Raw genomic sequence first — 16,727 nt, 5'->3', positions numbered from 1 at the left:
CTTAGACCTCTTTTCTTGTTTCGTATAGGCCGGTAACTGATTGGAAAATAATCGTCGCATCTAATAGCTCTTTAACACTGGTATAGCGTTTACGATCGATTTTCGTTTCAAAGAAAGTAAATGCCGACGGTGCTCCCATTTTATTATAATCCATTAAGTTGATAAACGACGTGGCCAAATGACTAGCTTCTGCCTGATCAAATGCACGCTTGAAAACATCGGTAATTTTTTTATCATTCGCTGCTGCAAGTATATACTGACGGCTAAAATTGAGCACGTCATCAAGTAACTCTTTAAATTGCTCTTTATGACTCTCTATATACATTTCATGATCAACATTTTTAAATGACGAATCAATATATCTTCTACAATGATAAAGCAATGTCACTAAATGACTTGGTAACACCATTTGATTTCCTTTCTGTGTTTCATTTGCACTCGCTAAAAGACGATGTCTTTTATTCTCTAACTCAAATAATGCATATTTAGGCAGTTTGAAAGCAACCTGAGGATTGTTGTAGCCCTTACTTTCAAGATATTTGATCTGATCCGCTTCAAATAATTGCTGATCCATAATAGTGATTCCAATGATATCTTTCATTACTTTGTTCTGTTTGCCTTTTTCATAAGTGAAAATAACAGAATAGGCCACATTAGGACTATCAAAACCACCATATTTTTTAGGGTCCCAATCATTTTTTCGTGGAATTAATTTATTGGAATTCCCCATTGGTTGTACTGTTGCTTTAGAGAAGTTTCCAGTTTGAACTTCAACTTTCTTCGCAATATTCATCTGATGATAATTCAATACACGATTAATCTTAGCTAAATCCCTCGATTTATTCCAGGCGATTTCTCCATTTTCATCAGGCAGTTTATCTTCTTTACTGAATCGCTCAATTAAGTTCGTGTAAAATTGCTTTTTCGCCGTTGCTTTATTTTCTTTAAACGCACTTGTTTTACGATATTCCCCATAGACAAAGTCAGGTATGAGCTGCGGATATACTCTCATGAGTAACCGAGCTACTACCGCATTTAAATAGGCATCATGCGCATGGTGATAATCATTGATTTCCCGGACTTTATATAAACCAAAGGCTTGTCTAAACTGACTCGTTAACGCGGACTTTAATGTCACAATTTTAACGGCTGGTTCATCTAACTCAGGATTGTTATAACGTTGATGCAAGATGCTTGCGACATGCTTTGTTATTTGCTGTGTTTCAACGAGTTGCCTTCTAATGAATCCCGCTTTATCATCGTCTGTTAGTCCCCCGCGCTCTGCTTTCGTGAGATTCTCAAATTTACGCTTGCTGATGAGTTTTGAGCGATAAAGCGAAGTCCAATAAGGCTTCATGTTGCGGACCACATCTTTATTCGGGACATTATCTGATTTGCCACGATTTAATTTAGACGATACTAATACGCGGTTATCAATCGAATTATCTGTCGTGAAACTTCTCGGGATAATGTGGTCAATATCATAATTCGATAATTTATTAATATCGAGTTCTTGATTGGTATACATATCTCTGCCGTTTTGAAGGTAGTAAAGATATAAGCGATCATTTTTAAGCATGTCTTGATCGACCGGATGTTTTTTCAGTAAGTCACTTTTAAGTTCTTTTAACGCACCTTCAACGTTCTTTAAACGTTCTTTTGCATTTCGTTGCCCTTGAGACGTTGTTTGGTTCTCACGTGCCATTTCGATCACAATCGATTCTGGCTCATACCCCATAATCTCAACAATCTCATCAACAATCTTTAAGCTCTGCAAGATCCCTTTCTTAATCGCTGGGCTACCAGGGATTTGATCAACCGCGTCTTTTAAATCATTTGACTCGAGATTGAGACGTGCTTCTTCAATCGTCTTTTTAAACGACACGTCATCATCATTGATCAGTTGCATGAAGTTGCGGTTAATATTTTTCTTCGGACGATCATCTTCGACTAAATAGTCAAGAATCGTCTTTTGCGTCTGTTCATCTTTTATACCGTGGATCAGTTTTGCTGATAATCTTCCCCATCCGGTATAATGGCGACGCTCTAACTTCTTAAGCGTTGCTTGATCAAACAAATCACTAAACGATTCGAGTTGTTTACGAATCATTTCTCGGTCTTCAAAAACGGTTAAAATTTTAACTAAGTCTTCAAGTCGATTCGCATATTTCTCATTATCTAAGATGTCACGAGAAATATTTAGTTTTAACAAGTCATGATAGGTTTTTAATGACGCATTAAATTTCTTCTCAATCCCCTGCACTTTCGGGTTCTCAAGTAGATAGTCATTTCTTAAATAATCCTCAAATACTTTAAGTGAGACTGTGCGATGCCCTTTAAACAGGTTTTGATAAATATCTCGTTTTTCTTCGCTTGAAAAGTTACATATTTGCCCCTGGTCGTCTGAGTATCTTACTTTCGTCAATTCATTGAATACATTAAACTTCTGCAACAACAAACTATGTTTGGGTAACACTTTTTCTCCAGGTAAATACGTGTCATCGTTCGTCAGTTTTTCAATAAACTGCTCAGCTGAACCAACAAGATTTACCTCATCTTTTATATTCCACGGTCTAACTGCTTCACTGCCTTTACGTTCCATCCAGGCAAACTCACTTTGGCCTTTTGTTTTTGCGAGTGGACCAACATAATAGGGAATGCGAAATGTTACAAGCGATTCAATCTTCCCTTTATTTTCTAATAAGAACGGGTAGAACCGTCCTTGTTTTTCGATGATTGTTTTTAGTTCGTGTAAATGGATTTGATGAGGAATGACCCCATTATCATACGTCCGTTGTTTTCTAAGGAAACGTTCTTCATCGATTTTTTTAATAAAGGCCTCGGATCCATCTGCTTTACTTAATTCTTTTTTCATAAATTTATAAAAGTTTTCTTCGGTTGTTTTACCTTCAATATAACCAGCGTAACCATCCGTTGCTTTATTTCTAAAGATATCAAAAGAGCGCTCTGGTAGCTCGGCTTTCACTAGCGTTTTCAGTGCCTGTAAGTCTTGTTTATGTTCAGCGTAGCGTGCGATCATTGAACTCGACAGCGGTGCTTTTGTATTCGGTTCAGCTCCGTCTAAAATGCCAGATAACTCAATCGCGTCATGAACATCTTTAGCAGCAAGGAACAGCTCTCGGTAATCTTCACCGATTTCTGAAAGCAAGCTCTCAACATCTTCTTCGTACGCTTCTTTTCCCATGTCTAATTTGCGGTCTTCTTCAAGTGAAAACGGCTTTTTGAAATTCCCTTGATTCCCAACAATTAATTTCAAAAATTGATGGAACGTCCCGTTTGACTTTTCTGTCTCAACTTTATGTACGACACGTTCTGCTTTTCTTGATTTCGATACTTTAGCCGTTAATTCCGCTTCAACAGATAATCCTTCTGGAATCCGATTAATGTAAGTGTCATCAGGTTGCAGATGGAAGGCTTGGTTATAGAGGTGGAGAAAGGCTTTAAACGTCTCTCCGACCGCATCATTTGATGCATGTTCCGTGCTTAACTCGCCTTCGATAAGAAAATGCCCGCGGAACTTAATGATATGCGCAAGTGCTAAGTAAACTAAGCGAAGATCTGCTTGTTCATTGCTATCTACTAAATATTTTCGTAAGTGATAAATGGTTGGAAACTGTTTATAATAGGCAATATCTTCTGTCATCGTACCGAAAACCGGATGACGGTCATGATCTTTATCCATCGGAACAAGAAAACTTTCTGTAAGACGTTGGAAGAAGTTTTTATCGACTTTTTGCATGTCATCCATAAAGAAGGTCTGTAAATAATGCAGGCGGTTTTTACGTCGGCGCAGACGACGTCGCGTTGTTCGGTTTACACGGCGTTCTTCTGCAGTAACACCTTCATCGAATAGTCGAACACCCCAAAAGTTTTTCTTCATCGATCCTTTATCATGATCACCATTAATTTTCATTCGTCTTCTAATCAGGTCATGATCGTCTCTTGTCACTGCCCACCCGACACTGTTTGTTCCGATATCAAGGCCAATCGTGTACTGCTTTTTCATCCAGAATCTCTCCTTTATTGTGAAATCCAACCGATTTTTAAAAAAGCCTTTTCAAAATTGTTTTTGTTTGCTACAATATATGTGTTGGAATTATTCAATTCAACATGGCGAGTTAAAATAAGGCTTTGTCCGAAATCAACTGAAAAGTTGCGCTGTCTCGGCGCTTTTTTTTTTTCGCTTTTTTATATATGATGTAGTTAACTTGCACAGTTATCTTGAAATCACACATGACTATGTAACTATATTTATCGTATCACAATTCCAATTATTTTCAAATAGTTTTCAAATTTAAACCAAATTTATTAATCAAAAACCAACCGATTTTCAATTTTTAATTGAAAGCTGGTTGGTTTTTGATATTTAGGACAGTTTAACTTTTATGTAATGAGGAGCTAAGGAACGATTATCGCTTACTTAATGTTTTGACCAATGGCGTTCGATTGAATGACATAAAAAAATTTAGCCCTGCTTTCACTAATAGCCTAGATTCGCATATGGAGACTAAACATAATTTCATTTCATCTATATCCGAATGCGCATTAAATGACCTAGGTATTTGGATATAGAAATCCTATTCAACCTAATATTTGAAATGTTCATAAAATTGTCGTTTTATATTTACAAACATTTAATTGTTATCCTTACCGATACACTATATAATAAGGATTAGCGCATTTATCTCCTTTAAAGATGAGCGCTGATATTTAGGAGGCGTTTGTTAATGAAAGGAACAGTTGTAGGTACATGGATAAAAACACTTAAGCGTTTATACCCAGAAGACATTGTTAATGAGAAAATGAGACAAGCCGATATGGATCCAAGCAAGCCAATCTCCCCGCTTGATGATATTAGTGATGATAAAGTTATTGCATTTACCAAAGGAATCGCTAATCACTTCTCAATCAGTGAGTCAGAATTATGGCGCGCTATTGGTAAAGATAACATCCAAGCATTTTATGAAGGTTATGGTGCTTTCTTTAGAAAGCCAAACCTTTATCAATTTCTAGATTCCATGAATGATGTCCATCAAGTCGTGCGAAAACGGATTGCTGGTTCAAAACCACCCATCTTAGATATGAAAATCATTAGTAAGCATCAAGTCCTACTTACCTACCGTTCCAAGCGCGGAATGTTTAGTTACCTTCACGGACTATTAGAAGGCGCGAAAGAACATTTTAACGAAGATATGCAAGTAGTAGAACAGTCACGGACAGCTGATGAAATGGTGGTTCAATTAACGTTCCCTTATGAAGTGCGTAAACGTAAAAAATATCGTTTTAACCAACTTTTATCCTTTGGATTTATTAAAGATGTGGGCACAAAAGCAACACTTTTCGCCATAATCATTGGTTTTATTACTGCTTTTTTCACTAGAAATCTTCCCTTTGCGTACTTAATTGCACCAGGGGTAACAGCTGCAGCTGGGTGGTTCGCTTTTAAGGGTTTACAAAGACCATTACAGGCCATCTATGAAGAGCTTGACAGTTTGACTGATAAAGAGTTCATGGTTACGACTGAAATTAACAGTGGTCGTGATATGTACCAAACGATTCACGAACGCTTGAATACATATAAAGCTAATGTCCAAGAAGATTTCATCGGTTTTAACAGCATGACAGAAGAAATGCAGGGCTTTAGTGTAACATTAAGAGAAATTTCTACTACTATGGACGACACAAGTAAAGACATCGCTGGTGTCGTTGAAGAACTTGCTCAAACCGCAACTACACAAGCCGATGAAACTGAACAGAGTGTAACGTTATTACAACAGAACATTGATAGCATTCAATCCATTTCCGCTCAAGAAAATCAAAATAAAACAGAACTTGAAGCAGCTTTGACAATGATTCAATCCTCGTTCTCAGGGTTAAATCATACGGTTAACCGCTTGACACGTATTCTTACATCGTTTGAACAGGTGAAAAATGAAAGCATCAATCTTAAAGAAAAAGGTAAAGAAATTGAAGAAATTGCGAATTTTGTTTCTGATATCAGTTACCAAACAAACCTTCTCGCCTTAAATGCATCCATTGAGGCTGCAAGAGCCGGAGAAATGGGCAAAGGGTTTAACGTTGTTGCTGGTGAAGTACGAAAACTTGCTAACCAGTCTGAAACAGCCGCAGACAAAATCAAACAAAATATCTACGGGTTTCTCGGTGATATGGATACGATGGTCGATAACTTAACTGAACAACACGATGTGATCCAAGGTGAAAGTCAATCGATTAAAGATGCGATCAGTCAAACTGAGTCTTCTTATGGGAAGATTGAGACGGTTAGCGATAAAATGCTTGCCTCGGCAACTGAATTAAAAGAGCAATCTGTTAAAATCGGTCAACTATTTACCACAATTGAGTCTTTGGCTGCTATTGCTGTTGAAAATTCAGCATCAACTGAAGAAGTAAGCTCAAATGTTACAAGCTATTCATCGGAAATCGAAAAATTAACTGCTGGCATAGACGACTTTAAGGCAATTACTGATGAATTTAAGAATTACTTGTCGATGTATAAGCTATAGAGTTATTAGCAATAATTGATTTAACCCGTCTTTCGCTTTCATGAAGACGGGTTTTATCACCACGTTAGAGGATCCACCCTCTTTTATTTAATTAGCTATATTAATTGCCGGATTTTTTTAGCATCAACCACATCTGACAAGTCAATAAAATAATCAAGTTGCCACGTCTGTGTTTGACTGGCCGTATCATTTAAATCTTTCGACCACGGCGGATAAATTCTAAATGCCATCTTTCCTTTTTGACTCGCAGTTTGTAAAATACCTTTTTCTATTAAGGTCCACCTTGGAATAATAAACAGACCGATTTGAGGACCGTCGATCACAGTGATGATTAGTTTTCCAGGCATATTCTGATCATTATAAGTTTGATTCTTATTAAATTTATTCTTTTCCCACAGTGCCACAAAGTAACCTTTTTTCTTTGGTGTTAATTTAGCGCGTCGACACCGGTATAACGTTTGATTAATTTCCACTAGGATCGCTTCATAATCTTTATTTTGGTCTTCATAACCCTTTATAGAAAGATCAAGATCCTCGATGTCTCGAAACATTTCTAATAATAACTTTTCAGAATCCACTTAAGTACGCCCCATTCATATTTTTTTATCTTTTAATAGCTTTTAGCTTCTAAATAACTGACACCTTCTCTTCAGTTAGATGATGTTGACATTAAACAAAAATATAGTGCTTACTTATTAAAAAATCTTCTTGGTAATTCTGCATCCGATTTATCTTGCTACCTTTAACAAAGCAACTAATCATTTCATTCGTGTAAACACGATATTCATCGCATGTGATGCCCCGTGGTCTAAAAATAAATCAATCGATCTCTCTTTCGATTACAAAATAGTTGTTTTCATGATATACATTCGTTATAATCTAACTATAGAAACTCGTTCACACAATCAATTGAGTGATTTCAAAACGTATGCATTACCATAAAAAAAGCTGCTAGTGCGCCAACACTAACAGCATAATAGACTTACTCCCTTCAAGGGGGTCAGTACATCGACATAATAATCCGCCGAGGTCTCAAACTCATAGGCGGATTATTTTTTTGTGTTGTTAACGGCAAGTACTGCAACGATCAACACAGAAAAATTAATCATGATGGTTAACGTTTCAAATACCGTCATGCAGCATCACCCCCTTTCGAAGAAAAGGTAGGGTGAGTACTGAACCGCCCATGAGTTAGTAAATCTATTGGTAAAATTATAACATACTACGTGGCATTGAATCCAGTCGAATGCGAACGTATTTTCGTACCCGTTAAATCCTCATTCTTATTCCCTATCCCCGCTATTCCTTTGTTCAATAACGGTTGCAGTTAACGTGCGTAAATTAAAGATATAGAAAGTTACAATACTTGCGATGATGATAAGCATTACCCTTACGGCAACTAAAGGTACAATCAATAATGTGAGCGTCATTGACACCCAAAGTAATACGATTGCCAGTTGTTTTGTCCGCTTTGGAATGGCACGGTATTTAATGTAGTTACGAATATACGCGCCAAATATTCGATGATTAAGCAACCATCGATGCAAACGCTGAGAACTTCGCACATAGAAGTAGGCTGTAAGTAAAAGAAATGGCGTTGTTGGTAATACCGGCAACACCATGCCGATCACACCCAGAACAAGGGAAATTGACCCCATGATTATATATATTGCTTTTAAAAACATCGAACTGCCTCACCTTCATTTATCTGTAATGATTTATCTAACTGTCTCTTTATTTTAGCTTACAACGTTAAAAAGTAAAAGCTGTGCTCATTATTTTTTGTCTGAGATAACAACAAGAGCAAACACAGTCAACCGCTTATCATGGTTGACTGTGTTTTAATCCATCATCTGCAACAAGTTGTCCTGAGCATGTAACAAGTAGTACCTAACCGCCAGGATGTATCGATCTAGCGACAAAGTATAACTGATCATATCTAGGCTTTTTTTTAGCTACCTTAAAAAAAGCTTGAGAAAAAGCAATCGATGACATGCAGTAAGTAAGCCAGCGCTTGCCCAAAGGCGATTCTTCTCCTCCTTACTTCACTTTCCTTCTCCAAAATGGCCACTTGCCTGACCAGCATAAGCTAATTTAATTACGGCACTTAGACCACCAAGGCCAGCACCAACAATAAGGGTTTGTTTCATTGACCAAACCCATCCTCTCAACATCTGAGTTGTCTCAAACGTTTACGGCTTCTCCAAACGTCAAGCTGTCAAAACGTCCCACTGAAACGTTCCTTCAAATGTGTAAAACCACTGACGAAACTGACGCCCTTTTATTTTCGGATAGCGTAGCGAAACTTTCCCTCCACTAACGCAATAAAGCTTAAGCTCATGGCACCAATGATAAACTCACCATGACGAACACTAAGCATGCCAAATAAAAACAACATCAGTTGAAAGACAAAGATAACCGCGCGATGCATTTGAGCAGAACGTTTGTATAACGGAAACAATAAACTCAACAAGGCACCCACAATAAACCAGCTAATAAAATTGGTGATGGGAATACCAAAATAACTAAATGATCCCGGTTGACTCCACACCCAGTAATGTTCAAAGACAGCCACCGGATCTAAAATCAAATCCATGATCACAATCCAAAAGCCTGTTTCAAGTGCACGCAACCACTTATTTTGTTGTGAGGACAATAATAACGCATTTAATAACACACCAACCCAAGCTAAGGCAATGGTGAAAGGAACACCGAGAATGCGGGGGCCGAGTGTTGAATAGTAATCATAATCACCGAATGGAAAACCAGTTTCAACGCTTAATACCTCAATAAAGAACGTTGATAAAGCAACAATTCCTAAACCAATAAGTAACCGTCGATCACGTCGTTGATACCGCCACAGAAATTCAATCATGCTTAAACCATATAAGATCAAAAAGATAGGTTTAGAAAAGGCTAAATCCTCCGGTACAGTAAAGAACACTTGAAGCATAAAACCTATGGTATACCAGATGAGAAATAACGGCAATATAATTGGGTTTTTCATCGAGAAACCTCCCATGTATACGATACGTATAACTACTTAGGCTACTATACCCTATCTAAGCATTCTTAACCTTCATCGTATGAACAATATCTAAATCGATCAATGATGGTAAGTCTATGACACCACGATTAAATGGTTTCGTCTACTTTCAGTTATTTCAATAGTTGTACTTATTAAGATTCAACCGTGTGAACCATCCAATTTGAAAGTTAATGCAATGAACTAAAAAAATATGTTAAACTCGACTAATGTCATTATAAAATTAAGCTAGTCTTAACTATTCAAACATTAATTAAGATCATAAAACCCTTCACAGTGTTGATGATTTTAATAGCGAATAAGGGGGTGATTTTTTGATGAAAAAGTATAATTATTGGGCATTCTATTCGTCCATCTTCCTCTTAATCGTTTCTATTCATGCATATTATGCTTCAATTAATCAAATTTGGTCAATTGCTCCACCTGTACTTGTGTTGTTTTTCCTCTCACTTCTCACCTTGATTATTGGATTACTTGGATTTAGAGATAAAACAAGTAAAGCTGCACGTATCAGAAGCTGGCTGAGTATATTTTTTTCCTGCATTCTTTCTGTCACCCTCATACTCGGACTATTCGTGAATGTGTATGCAAAAGAAGCGATTGTTACTTCACAATCACCCGGTTCAACCTATACGATCGAATTTTACACACTTAATGGTGGTGCGGCTAGTTCACTATCTGTACAAGGCGTATTAAACGGGCCATTGTGGTTTAAAAAGAACCTCTACCATGATAATAATCAGGATAGCATCGAGGTAGAATGGCAGAGCGAGCATGTGGTAAGCATTAACAATCATTTACTTGATTTGAGTAAAGGCAACACGTTCCGAGACTAGCTAGATCTCTCTTTTTTCTGATAGCATTATAAACAGAGCAACACGAGTCTTCATCCTATGTTTAAAAACTCCTAGCTTGATGCAAACCCTTAGTGAATGAGTAGCGTTTGCTAAGGGTTTAAAAGAGCTATTAGTCCCGCCTGACACAGAAGCAAATACGCGTGTGGACCGTCAGGTGTTGCCTTAGTTGTCATTAATTTATGCAGGCCAGTCTGCTTTCTAGCAAGCGAGAGGGCCCAAGCGTTCCCATAGACTTGATCACTAAAAACGCCTAAGTCACTGACTTAGGCGTTTTTAAAAGTGATTATTTTTGTTTGCGCATCATTTCTAAATAGACAACAGGTTGGTCTACTTTTACTTTCGTGATCATCATCGCATGTTTTGCCCGTTCAAGGGGTTCGCCTTTTTCATCATACAATTCGGTGATTGTTTGCTTGAAATGATGAAAGTTCGGGCCAAAGAACTCGACGTCATCTCCCACACCAAAGTTGTTACGCTGTTGAATGGTGGCGATTTGTGTTGTGGCGTCATAATCTAAGACAAGTCCTGCGAAATCATATTTCGGTAGACGCTCTGGTTTCCCATATAATTGATCTTTGGAGGTCGGTTCACCGTAATAAAATGCCGTTGAAAGGTTGCGCTGAGCAGCTTTCCAAATTTCATCGACCCATTCCTGTTTCAACTGATAATTATCAGGGTCTTCAAAATAAGCATCAATAATTGTGCGGTAGACGTTAACTACTGTTGCAACATAGTGAATCGACTTCATCCGTCCTTCAATTTTCAGTGAATCCACACCCGCCTCGATTAAATCAGGTAAATGTTCAACCATACTTAAATCTTGCGAGCTCATTGTATAGAGTTCCTCTGCTTCTTCTGAGACTTCTGTGTCGGTTTCAACGCCGTTTTCGAATAAATCATACTTCCAACGACATGACTGCGCACAGCCACCACGATTCGCATCACGTGAAGTCATATGGTTGCTTAGAACGCAGCGACCCGAATAGGAAATACACATGGCCCCATGAATAAACGCTTCGATTTCAATGTCCACTTTTTCTTTCATTTCACGAATTTCTGCCACAGATACTTCGCGTGCTAACACGACCCGTGGTGAGCCTTCGTTCTTCCAGAACTCAGCGGTCTTCCAGTTAGCAATCGAAGCTTGCGTCGAAATGTGGACCTCAAGGTCTGGTGCTGCTTCTTTACATGCCTGAATGAGCGCAGGATCAGCGGCGATGACAGCTGAAATCCCTATTTCGTAAAGTTTCTTGAAGTAGTCAGCGGCACCCGCTAAATTTTCGTTATGGGCAATGATGTTTGTCGCCACATAAACTTTCGCATTGTATTGTTTCGCAAAGGCAACGCCTTCAGCCATTTCCTCAAAAGTGAAGTTTCCCGCATTTGACCGTAAGCCGAACTGTTTTCCACCAATATAGACCGCATCCGCGCCGTAATGGATAGCAAATTTTAATTTTTCTAGGTTACCTGCCGGGGCAAGTAACTCTGGTTTTTGTTTAAGTTTCTGCATTTTCCTTACCCCTTTTTAATAAATCTGTTCTTTAAAGTAGAAGCCCGTGTTTAACTTACGTGCGTCTGGTTGGATTTGATAGATTGCTTGACGATACCCGGCTTTTTTCATTTGATAAACAGCTGGGTCATCTAAATACGCATCGATAGCTTCGCGATATATTTTAACGATTTGTTCATTGTAGTCTGTCGATTTCAATAACCCTTCAATTTTCAATCCATCTATCTTACCCGCTAAAATTTCATCCAGGTAATCAATCATCATTAAATCTTCCGTACTCATAATGTGTGTCCCGTTGCTATCTTCAAAAATCGGATAATGGGTTTCTGATTTTTTATCTTCTCGGATATAGCGTTCGATTTCCGGATCATATGGTCGATCAATATGATCATAATAATTCTTAACTAACTTGCGTTTTGATTGGAAAATACAGGTCATACCGTGCACTTGAATATCGACGGCACGGTCAAGATGTTGCTTAATCTCAATCGACGCATCTAGGCGTAACTCATTGGATAATGCTGCCCGTCTTAGACCACGCGCAGACCAAAACCGTAAAGTTTGGTAATTGGTTGATAATGTTGCTGGGTTCCAGATCAGTGGCAGGCTCACGTCTAAATCTTGCAGTAATTGATAAATCGATTGATCACCCGCGACGATACCATCGACCTGCATGTCATTAATCGCAATCAAATAATCAGGTAATGTCTGTAAATGCTCATTATGGTAAATCGCATTGACCATCACATAAACTTTTTTATCTAGTTCGTGGGCAAATTGCGTAATTTCTTCTATCATTGCGATGCTGAAGTCACCAGCTATCCGGTTTCCAAATTGTTGATTCCCAACAAATACGGCATCGGCGCCGGCAGCTAAAACACGTTTTGCTTCATCTAAATCTTTTGCTGTTGCTTGTAATTCTGGTTGATACTCAGTTGTCATTTTTGTCACCTCAACATACAGTCTAATCGTTATTATAAAGGAAACAGTCGAAATAAGTTGTGACATTTATCACACCTATTTAAACTTTTTAATATAAATACTCAACTTTTTAATGTATCGACCTATCAAGGTCAGATCTACAAAAAAATGAGTTGTGTTTAATCAAGAGTCTGAGTGGGAAATGTAAGATATAACTAAAGTTATTAAGAAAGGAGTGATGGCGCATGGATCAGTTGCATGCACACCTAAACATACAGGGACGCGTACAAGGCGTTGGGTTTAGATTTATGACACAAAAGAAAGCGAAAGAAATCGGTGTGTTTGGCTATGTGAAGAACTTAATGGACGGTTCAGTTGAGGTTGAAATCGAAGGTGATGTGGATAAAGTCTATCAACTGATTGATCACTTAAAAGAAGGGCCTAGCCCTAGTGCTGATGTAACAAACGTTGATATTGATGTGACTGAAGAATTATCAGGTTTTAATGAATTCAAAGTCATTCATTAAGAAAAAAACAAACCAAAAGACCGTGTCCATCGATAAGTGGATACGGCCTTTTCGTTGCATTGATCTAAGACATACTTTTTAGCTTTCTTCAAAAAACTGACGATTCAGTGCGATATATTCGTGCTCATCTTCTGGCACTTCATCTTCCATGAAAATCGCATCAACCGGACATACCGCTTCACATGCGCCACAATCAATACAAATATCTGGGTCGATAAAGTACATCTCATCGCCCTCTTCAATACAGTCTACGGGACACACTTCTTGACACTCTCCCGCTTTTTCACCAATACATCCTGACGTAATAACAAATGCCATACGGCTACGCCTCCTTATCTACTTTAAGTTCACTGCCCACTTATCCCATGAGCAATTACCAAACGTGATTTACTTCTCTATGATCGCCATCAATATGGACGATAAAAACATCGGGATTTTTAAGGACTTGCCAATCACCAAAGTTATAGTCTGGGTTAATTTCATGTAAGTACAGACCCAAGAGATTGCCATGCGTAACAAGAATAACCGGCTCATCATCTTCATTAACCTCGTCAATCACTGTTTTAAACCGCTTTAAAGCATCGGTCGCTGATTCGCCACCAGGTAACTTATAATTTGGGTCTTCAAAGGATTCTTTTACAACTGCCATCCAATCATCAACAGGCTCATCACTCAAAATTCGTTCTTGCAAGCGAGGATCTCGCTCAATTTTGACATCATGTTTTCTTGCATAAGGACGAATGGTTTCTACTGCTCGCATGTAAGGACTTGTGATTACTTTTTTCGGAAACAATTCTTCTTTTTCTAAGTATTCAGCCAAACGACGGGCTTGGTTCACCCCTAAATTAGTCAGTGGGGTATCTTTATGTTGACCTTCTGCATGACAATGACGAACAAGAACGATTTTTTTCATGAGCTCATCTCCCTAGGCGCTAGTATCGTATAACAATTAACTTACCCTTATCTATTACCTTAAATTCACCTTAAAAAACGTCGTCTATTCAATTTCTTCAGAAAAATAATTTTTCCGAAAGCCTCCGATACGATTGGAGTTATCAATGATGAAATAAAATTCATCGGTTTCATTCTTTACATCGTAAACTTTACCTGGTGTCAACATGTTATCCACGACAAATTTCTTTGCGTCGGCATGCACACACTTGATTTGTTTAATGGTATCTCTTTGTTCCCACCCTTTATGAATCACGGCAACGTACGCCCCCTTTTTCACTCAAAATTGATACACGTGTTTATTTTATCATGTTTTCCCTTGAAAAATAAGTGTTACTTAGTAAAACAAAGCAAAAATTTACTTAACTAGTCGCCTTATCAATGAACGCAAGCTCAGTACCTAGCATTTCATGCCTTAACCATCAGGCATACGTCGCGTCACTGCGTTATGACCAGTCCTAGCAAAAGCAAAAACAAGCTATGCTTCTTTTTGCCACACGTCATGCGAATGTGCTGCTTAATAGCAAAAAACACGGCGGTTCTAAAAGAACACACCGCGTTAATTTTTGATCACCTAATACACCATGATACCTAGAAACTATACTTAATGACGGTATTTAAGGGCTAAGCCTTTTAAGAAGTTTCTCACGTAACGGTCCCCACAAGGTTTATAGTTACGGTGACCTTCTTTTCTTAGCACAGCACTTAGCTCACTACTTGAAATATTAACCCCTGCTTCAGATAAAAGCTGAAGCATATCATCACTTGTAAGTGTCAGCGCAATCTTGACTTTCTTTAGCACAACGTTGTTAACATTCTCATCCGTTAAGGCCTGCTTTTGCGGGGCTTTTTTCGCTTGGTCTTGTTGGCCACGTTTGAAAATAATTAACCCGTCTAAGAAAGCATTTAATTGTTCGTAATCACAATCGATTTCATACTCATTTTCTGTATGGGTGTCTGTTTGATTGGATTGAGGATTGCTTTTTGTTAACATACGTTGTACTGTTTCTTTTGAAATCAGATAATCACCAAGCTTAAAAATATCAACCATTTCTTCATCTTTTAAATCAAGCGCATATCTTAACCTTACCAATAGATCATTATTATTCATGATAAACCTCCGTTAGTTGTCTACTTCTTTCGTTCATTGCATGTAGGAACCACCTTATGTATCCGCACGTCTAGGTTATCCATCTAGTTTGCAAAGTAAAAAGTATTTGATTGGATCGACTCCATCTTAAAGCGCTAGTAAACAAATCATCCAATTTACGCTCAGTATTTCAGTCCTTTTATTTTCCTCTATCCCTATTCTTTTTAATGCAACTAGCATGTCTTTGAACCTACTATGTTTTTCAACTTCGAACTCATCTCTTAATTCGAATTCAAACCAAACACTCGCGTTCCCAACTTTTCTTTTGTTAGCTGTTCAAGATGTATGACTTCTTCCCTTAAAGATGAATTTGGAACAACATTCAATATACTAAATCTAAATTTCTTGTATCGTAATGGATCATCACTCAACAGTTCAATCAGGATTTTATTACCCCCATGCTTTGTTTGAATATAATTCCTCCATCTGCCCCATAACCCTTCTTTTCCGTAAGCAGAACCAATGTATTGCTGGCCAGTCGTTGTGTCAAGCAGCAAATAGACGCCATACACATTTGAAAGCATCGTTCTCCACTGTTTGTTCACATCGGGGTACTGGACAATCTTTTCTAGCTCAGTAAAATCTAGAAGTACATTTTCATAACTTAGAAACGACTTTGCATACCCTCTTGGTAGGATTTCAATGATTTCTTTATCAATTTTTTTCTGACACCATGAAACTGTAGAACCTCCCCAATCAATAACCAACCGCTCTTCTAAGTCAGCAAGAGTATCATCTCTAATGAGGTCATACATGAAGTATGGTCCCGTTCCCCAATTTTCTAAATCAATGATGGGTTGAAGGGTTTCAGGTAAATTAGTCGCCTCTTTAACTTGATTCACTTTATAGACACCTTGCAATACAGCTTTCTTACCTTCCATGCCTTTAAATGTGATAATATATTCAGCATCTTTGAATACATCTGTCTTCTGGTAGGATTGATATAGCTCAAATGCTCCCGAGTCAACGAGATTTTTAATCTCTTTTCTATTAGTCGTATGTCTAACAACTTTAATGTTTTTGTTAAAGAATCCTTCTAATTGAAGAATATCAGCTAGTAACACTTATCCCTTCACCCCCATTTTTCACAAATGAACACTCTTCAAAAATTGAAAGTATTCATGGTTCATCAATATCATAGCTTAAGTAATTTCCCCAAAAGGTCTCTCCATTCGCTTTGCACCATCTGTTGCACGTTTTCAAATGTTGTAATACCAGTA

Annotated in this window: 15 protein-coding genes; 3 read left to right on the top strand and 12 right to left on the bottom strand. The window is 37.9% G+C overall.

Going from position 1 to position 16,727, the window contains the following annotated elements:
- Position 1: 1 nt before the first annotated feature.
- Positions 2-4,027, bottom strand: coding sequence for a type II CRISPR RNA-guided endonuclease Cas9 (gene cas9, locus DES38_RS05440; RefSeq protein WP_110251082.1), 4,026 nt, complete (start codon positions 4,025-4,027; stop codon positions 2-4).
- Between the two features lie 721 nt (positions 4,028-4,748).
- On the opposite strand from cas9, the gene DES38_RS05435 reads away from it, so the two are divergent.
- Positions 4,749-6,545, top strand: a complete 1,797-nt coding sequence (locus DES38_RS05435) for a methyl-accepting chemotaxis protein (RefSeq protein ID WP_110251081.1) — start codon at positions 4,749-4,751, stop codon at positions 6,543-6,545.
- 95 nt (positions 6,546-6,640) lie between these two features.
- On the opposite strand, the gene DES38_RS05430 is transcribed toward DES38_RS05435, so the two are convergent.
- From DES38_RS05430 to DES38_RS05420, 4 genes are all read right to left on the bottom strand, one after another.
- Positions 6,641-7,123 carry a MepB family protein gene (locus DES38_RS05430; protein WP_245881962.1) on the bottom strand — a complete coding sequence of 161 codons (483 nt, stop codon included), beginning with the start codon at positions 7,121-7,123 and terminating at the stop codon, positions 6,641-6,643.
- Between the two features lie 471 nt (positions 7,124-7,594).
- Positions 7,595-7,681: a putative holin-like toxin gene (locus DES38_RS12240; protein ID WP_425450535.1), complete on the bottom strand. Its 87-nt coding sequence runs from the start codon at positions 7,679-7,681 to the stop codon at positions 7,595-7,597.
- Between the two features lie 147 nt (positions 7,682-7,828).
- Complete coding sequence (locus DES38_RS05425) at positions 7,829-8,230, bottom strand: YbaN family protein (RefSeq protein ID WP_110251080.1); 402 nt, start codon at positions 8,228-8,230, stop codon at positions 7,829-7,831.
- Positions 8,231-8,826: 596 nt separating this feature from the next.
- Positions 8,827-9,552 (bottom strand): carotenoid biosynthesis protein, encoded by a 726-nt coding sequence (locus DES38_RS05420; RefSeq protein ID WP_170114344.1) that lies wholly within the window; start codon positions 9,550-9,552, stop codon positions 8,827-8,829.
- Positions 9,553-9,908: 356 nt separating this feature from the next.
- Between DES38_RS05420 and DES38_RS11975 the strand changes: the two genes are divergently transcribed.
- Positions 9,909-10,427: a DUF5412 family protein gene (locus tag DES38_RS11975; RefSeq protein WP_170114343.1), complete on the top strand. Its 519-nt coding sequence runs from the start codon at positions 9,909-9,911 to the stop codon at positions 10,425-10,427.
- Between the two features lie 304 nt (positions 10,428-10,731).
- Here the strand turns inward: DES38_RS11975 and DES38_RS05410 are convergent, their stop codons facing one another.
- Positions 10,732-11,958, bottom strand: a complete 1,227-nt coding sequence (locus tag DES38_RS05410) for a peptidase U32 family protein (RefSeq protein ID WP_110251078.1) — start codon at positions 11,956-11,958, stop codon at positions 10,732-10,734.
- A gap of 15 nt (positions 11,959-11,973) precedes the next feature.
- Positions 11,974-12,966, bottom strand: a complete 993-nt coding sequence (locus tag DES38_RS05405; protein WP_245881961.1) for a peptidase U32 family protein — start codon at positions 12,964-12,966, stop codon at positions 11,974-11,976.
- A 158-nt stretch (positions 12,967-13,124) separates the two neighbouring features.
- On the opposite strand from DES38_RS05405, the gene DES38_RS05400 reads away from it, so the two are divergent.
- Positions 13,125-13,406 (top strand): acylphosphatase, encoded by a 282-nt coding sequence (locus DES38_RS05400; RefSeq protein WP_110251076.1) that lies wholly within the window; start codon positions 13,125-13,127, stop codon positions 13,404-13,406.
- A 78-nt stretch (positions 13,407-13,484) separates the two neighbouring features.
- On the opposite strand, the gene DES38_RS05395 is transcribed toward DES38_RS05400, so the two are convergent.
- The 5 genes from DES38_RS05395 to DES38_RS05375 form a co-directional block, all read right to left on the bottom strand.
- On the bottom strand, positions 13,485-13,724 hold the full coding sequence (locus DES38_RS05395; protein ID WP_110251075.1) for a ferredoxin family protein: 240 nt from the start codon (positions 13,722-13,724) through the stop codon (positions 13,485-13,487).
- 55 nt (positions 13,725-13,779) lie between these two features.
- Positions 13,780-14,319: a histidine phosphatase family protein gene (locus DES38_RS05390; RefSeq protein WP_110251074.1), complete on the bottom strand. Its 540-nt coding sequence runs from the start codon at positions 14,317-14,319 to the stop codon at positions 13,780-13,782.
- An 84-nt stretch (positions 14,320-14,403) separates the two neighbouring features.
- A complete protein-coding gene (locus DES38_RS05385) occupies positions 14,404-14,613 on the bottom strand; it encodes a DUF6501 family protein (RefSeq protein ID WP_110251073.1) in 210 nt (69 codons plus the stop codon).
- 348 nt (positions 14,614-14,961) lie between these two features.
- Positions 14,962-15,468, bottom strand: coding sequence for a YehS family protein (locus DES38_RS05380; protein ID WP_110251072.1), 507 nt, complete (start codon positions 15,466-15,468; stop codon positions 14,962-14,964).
- Between the two features lie 260 nt (positions 15,469-15,728).
- Entirely contained in the window at positions 15,729-16,571 is an 843-nt protein-coding gene (locus tag DES38_RS05375; protein WP_110251071.1) for a GIY-YIG nuclease family protein, read from the bottom strand.
- Positions 16,572-16,727: the final 156 nt, after the last annotated feature.

The sequence above is a fragment of the Streptohalobacillus salinus genome (assembly GCF_003201605.1).
GTDB classification, from domain to species: domain Bacteria; phylum Bacillota; class Bacilli; order Bacillales; family Amphibacillaceae; genus Streptohalobacillus; species Streptohalobacillus salinus.
This window is presented reverse-complemented; position numbering and strand designations above follow the sequence as displayed.

What these genes read in the sequence shown, in the direction of transcription:
- cas9 (WP_110251082.1), bottom strand. Translation starts at nt 4,027, where the DNA reads ATGAAAAAGCAGTACACGATTGGCCTTGATATCGGAACAAACAGTGTC.
- DES38_RS05435 (WP_110251081.1), top strand. Translation starts at nt 4,749, where the DNA reads ATGAAAGGAACAGTTGTAGGTACATGGATAAAAACACTTAAGCGTTTA.
- DES38_RS12240 (WP_425450535.1), bottom strand. Translation starts at nt 7,681, where the DNA reads ATGACGGTATTTGAAACGTTAACCATCATGATTAATTTTTCTGTGTTG.
- DES38_RS05425 (WP_110251080.1), bottom strand. Translation starts at nt 8,230, where the DNA reads ATGTTTTTAAAAGCAATATATATAATCATGGGGTCAATTTCCCTTGTT.
- DES38_RS05420 (WP_170114344.1), bottom strand. Translation starts at nt 9,552, where the DNA reads ATGAAAAACCCAATTATATTGCCGTTATTTCTCATCTGGTATACCATA.
- DES38_RS11975 (WP_170114343.1), top strand. Translation starts at nt 9,909, where the DNA reads ATGAAAAAGTATAATTATTGGGCATTCTATTCGTCCATCTTCCTCTTA.
- DES38_RS05410 (WP_110251078.1), bottom strand. Translation starts at nt 11,958, where the DNA reads ATGCAGAAACTTAAACAAAAACCAGAGTTACTTGCCCCGGCAGGTAAC.
- DES38_RS05405 (WP_245881961.1), bottom strand. Translation starts at nt 12,966, where the DNA reads ATGTCACAACTTATTTCGACTGTTTCCTTTATAATAACGATTAGACTG.
- DES38_RS05400 (WP_110251076.1), top strand. Translation starts at nt 13,125, where the DNA reads ATGGATCAGTTGCATGCACACCTAAACATACAGGGACGCGTACAAGGC.
- DES38_RS05395 (WP_110251075.1), bottom strand. Translation starts at nt 13,724, where the DNA reads ATGGCATTTGTTATTACGTCAGGATGTATTGGTGAAAAAGCGGGAGAG.
- DES38_RS05390 (WP_110251074.1), bottom strand. Translation starts at nt 14,319, where the DNA reads ATGAAAAAAATCGTTCTTGTTCGTCATTGTCATGCAGAAGGTCAACAT.
- DES38_RS05380 (WP_110251072.1), bottom strand. Translation starts at nt 15,468, where the DNA reads ATGAATAATAATGATCTATTGGTAAGGTTAAGATATGCGCTTGATTTA.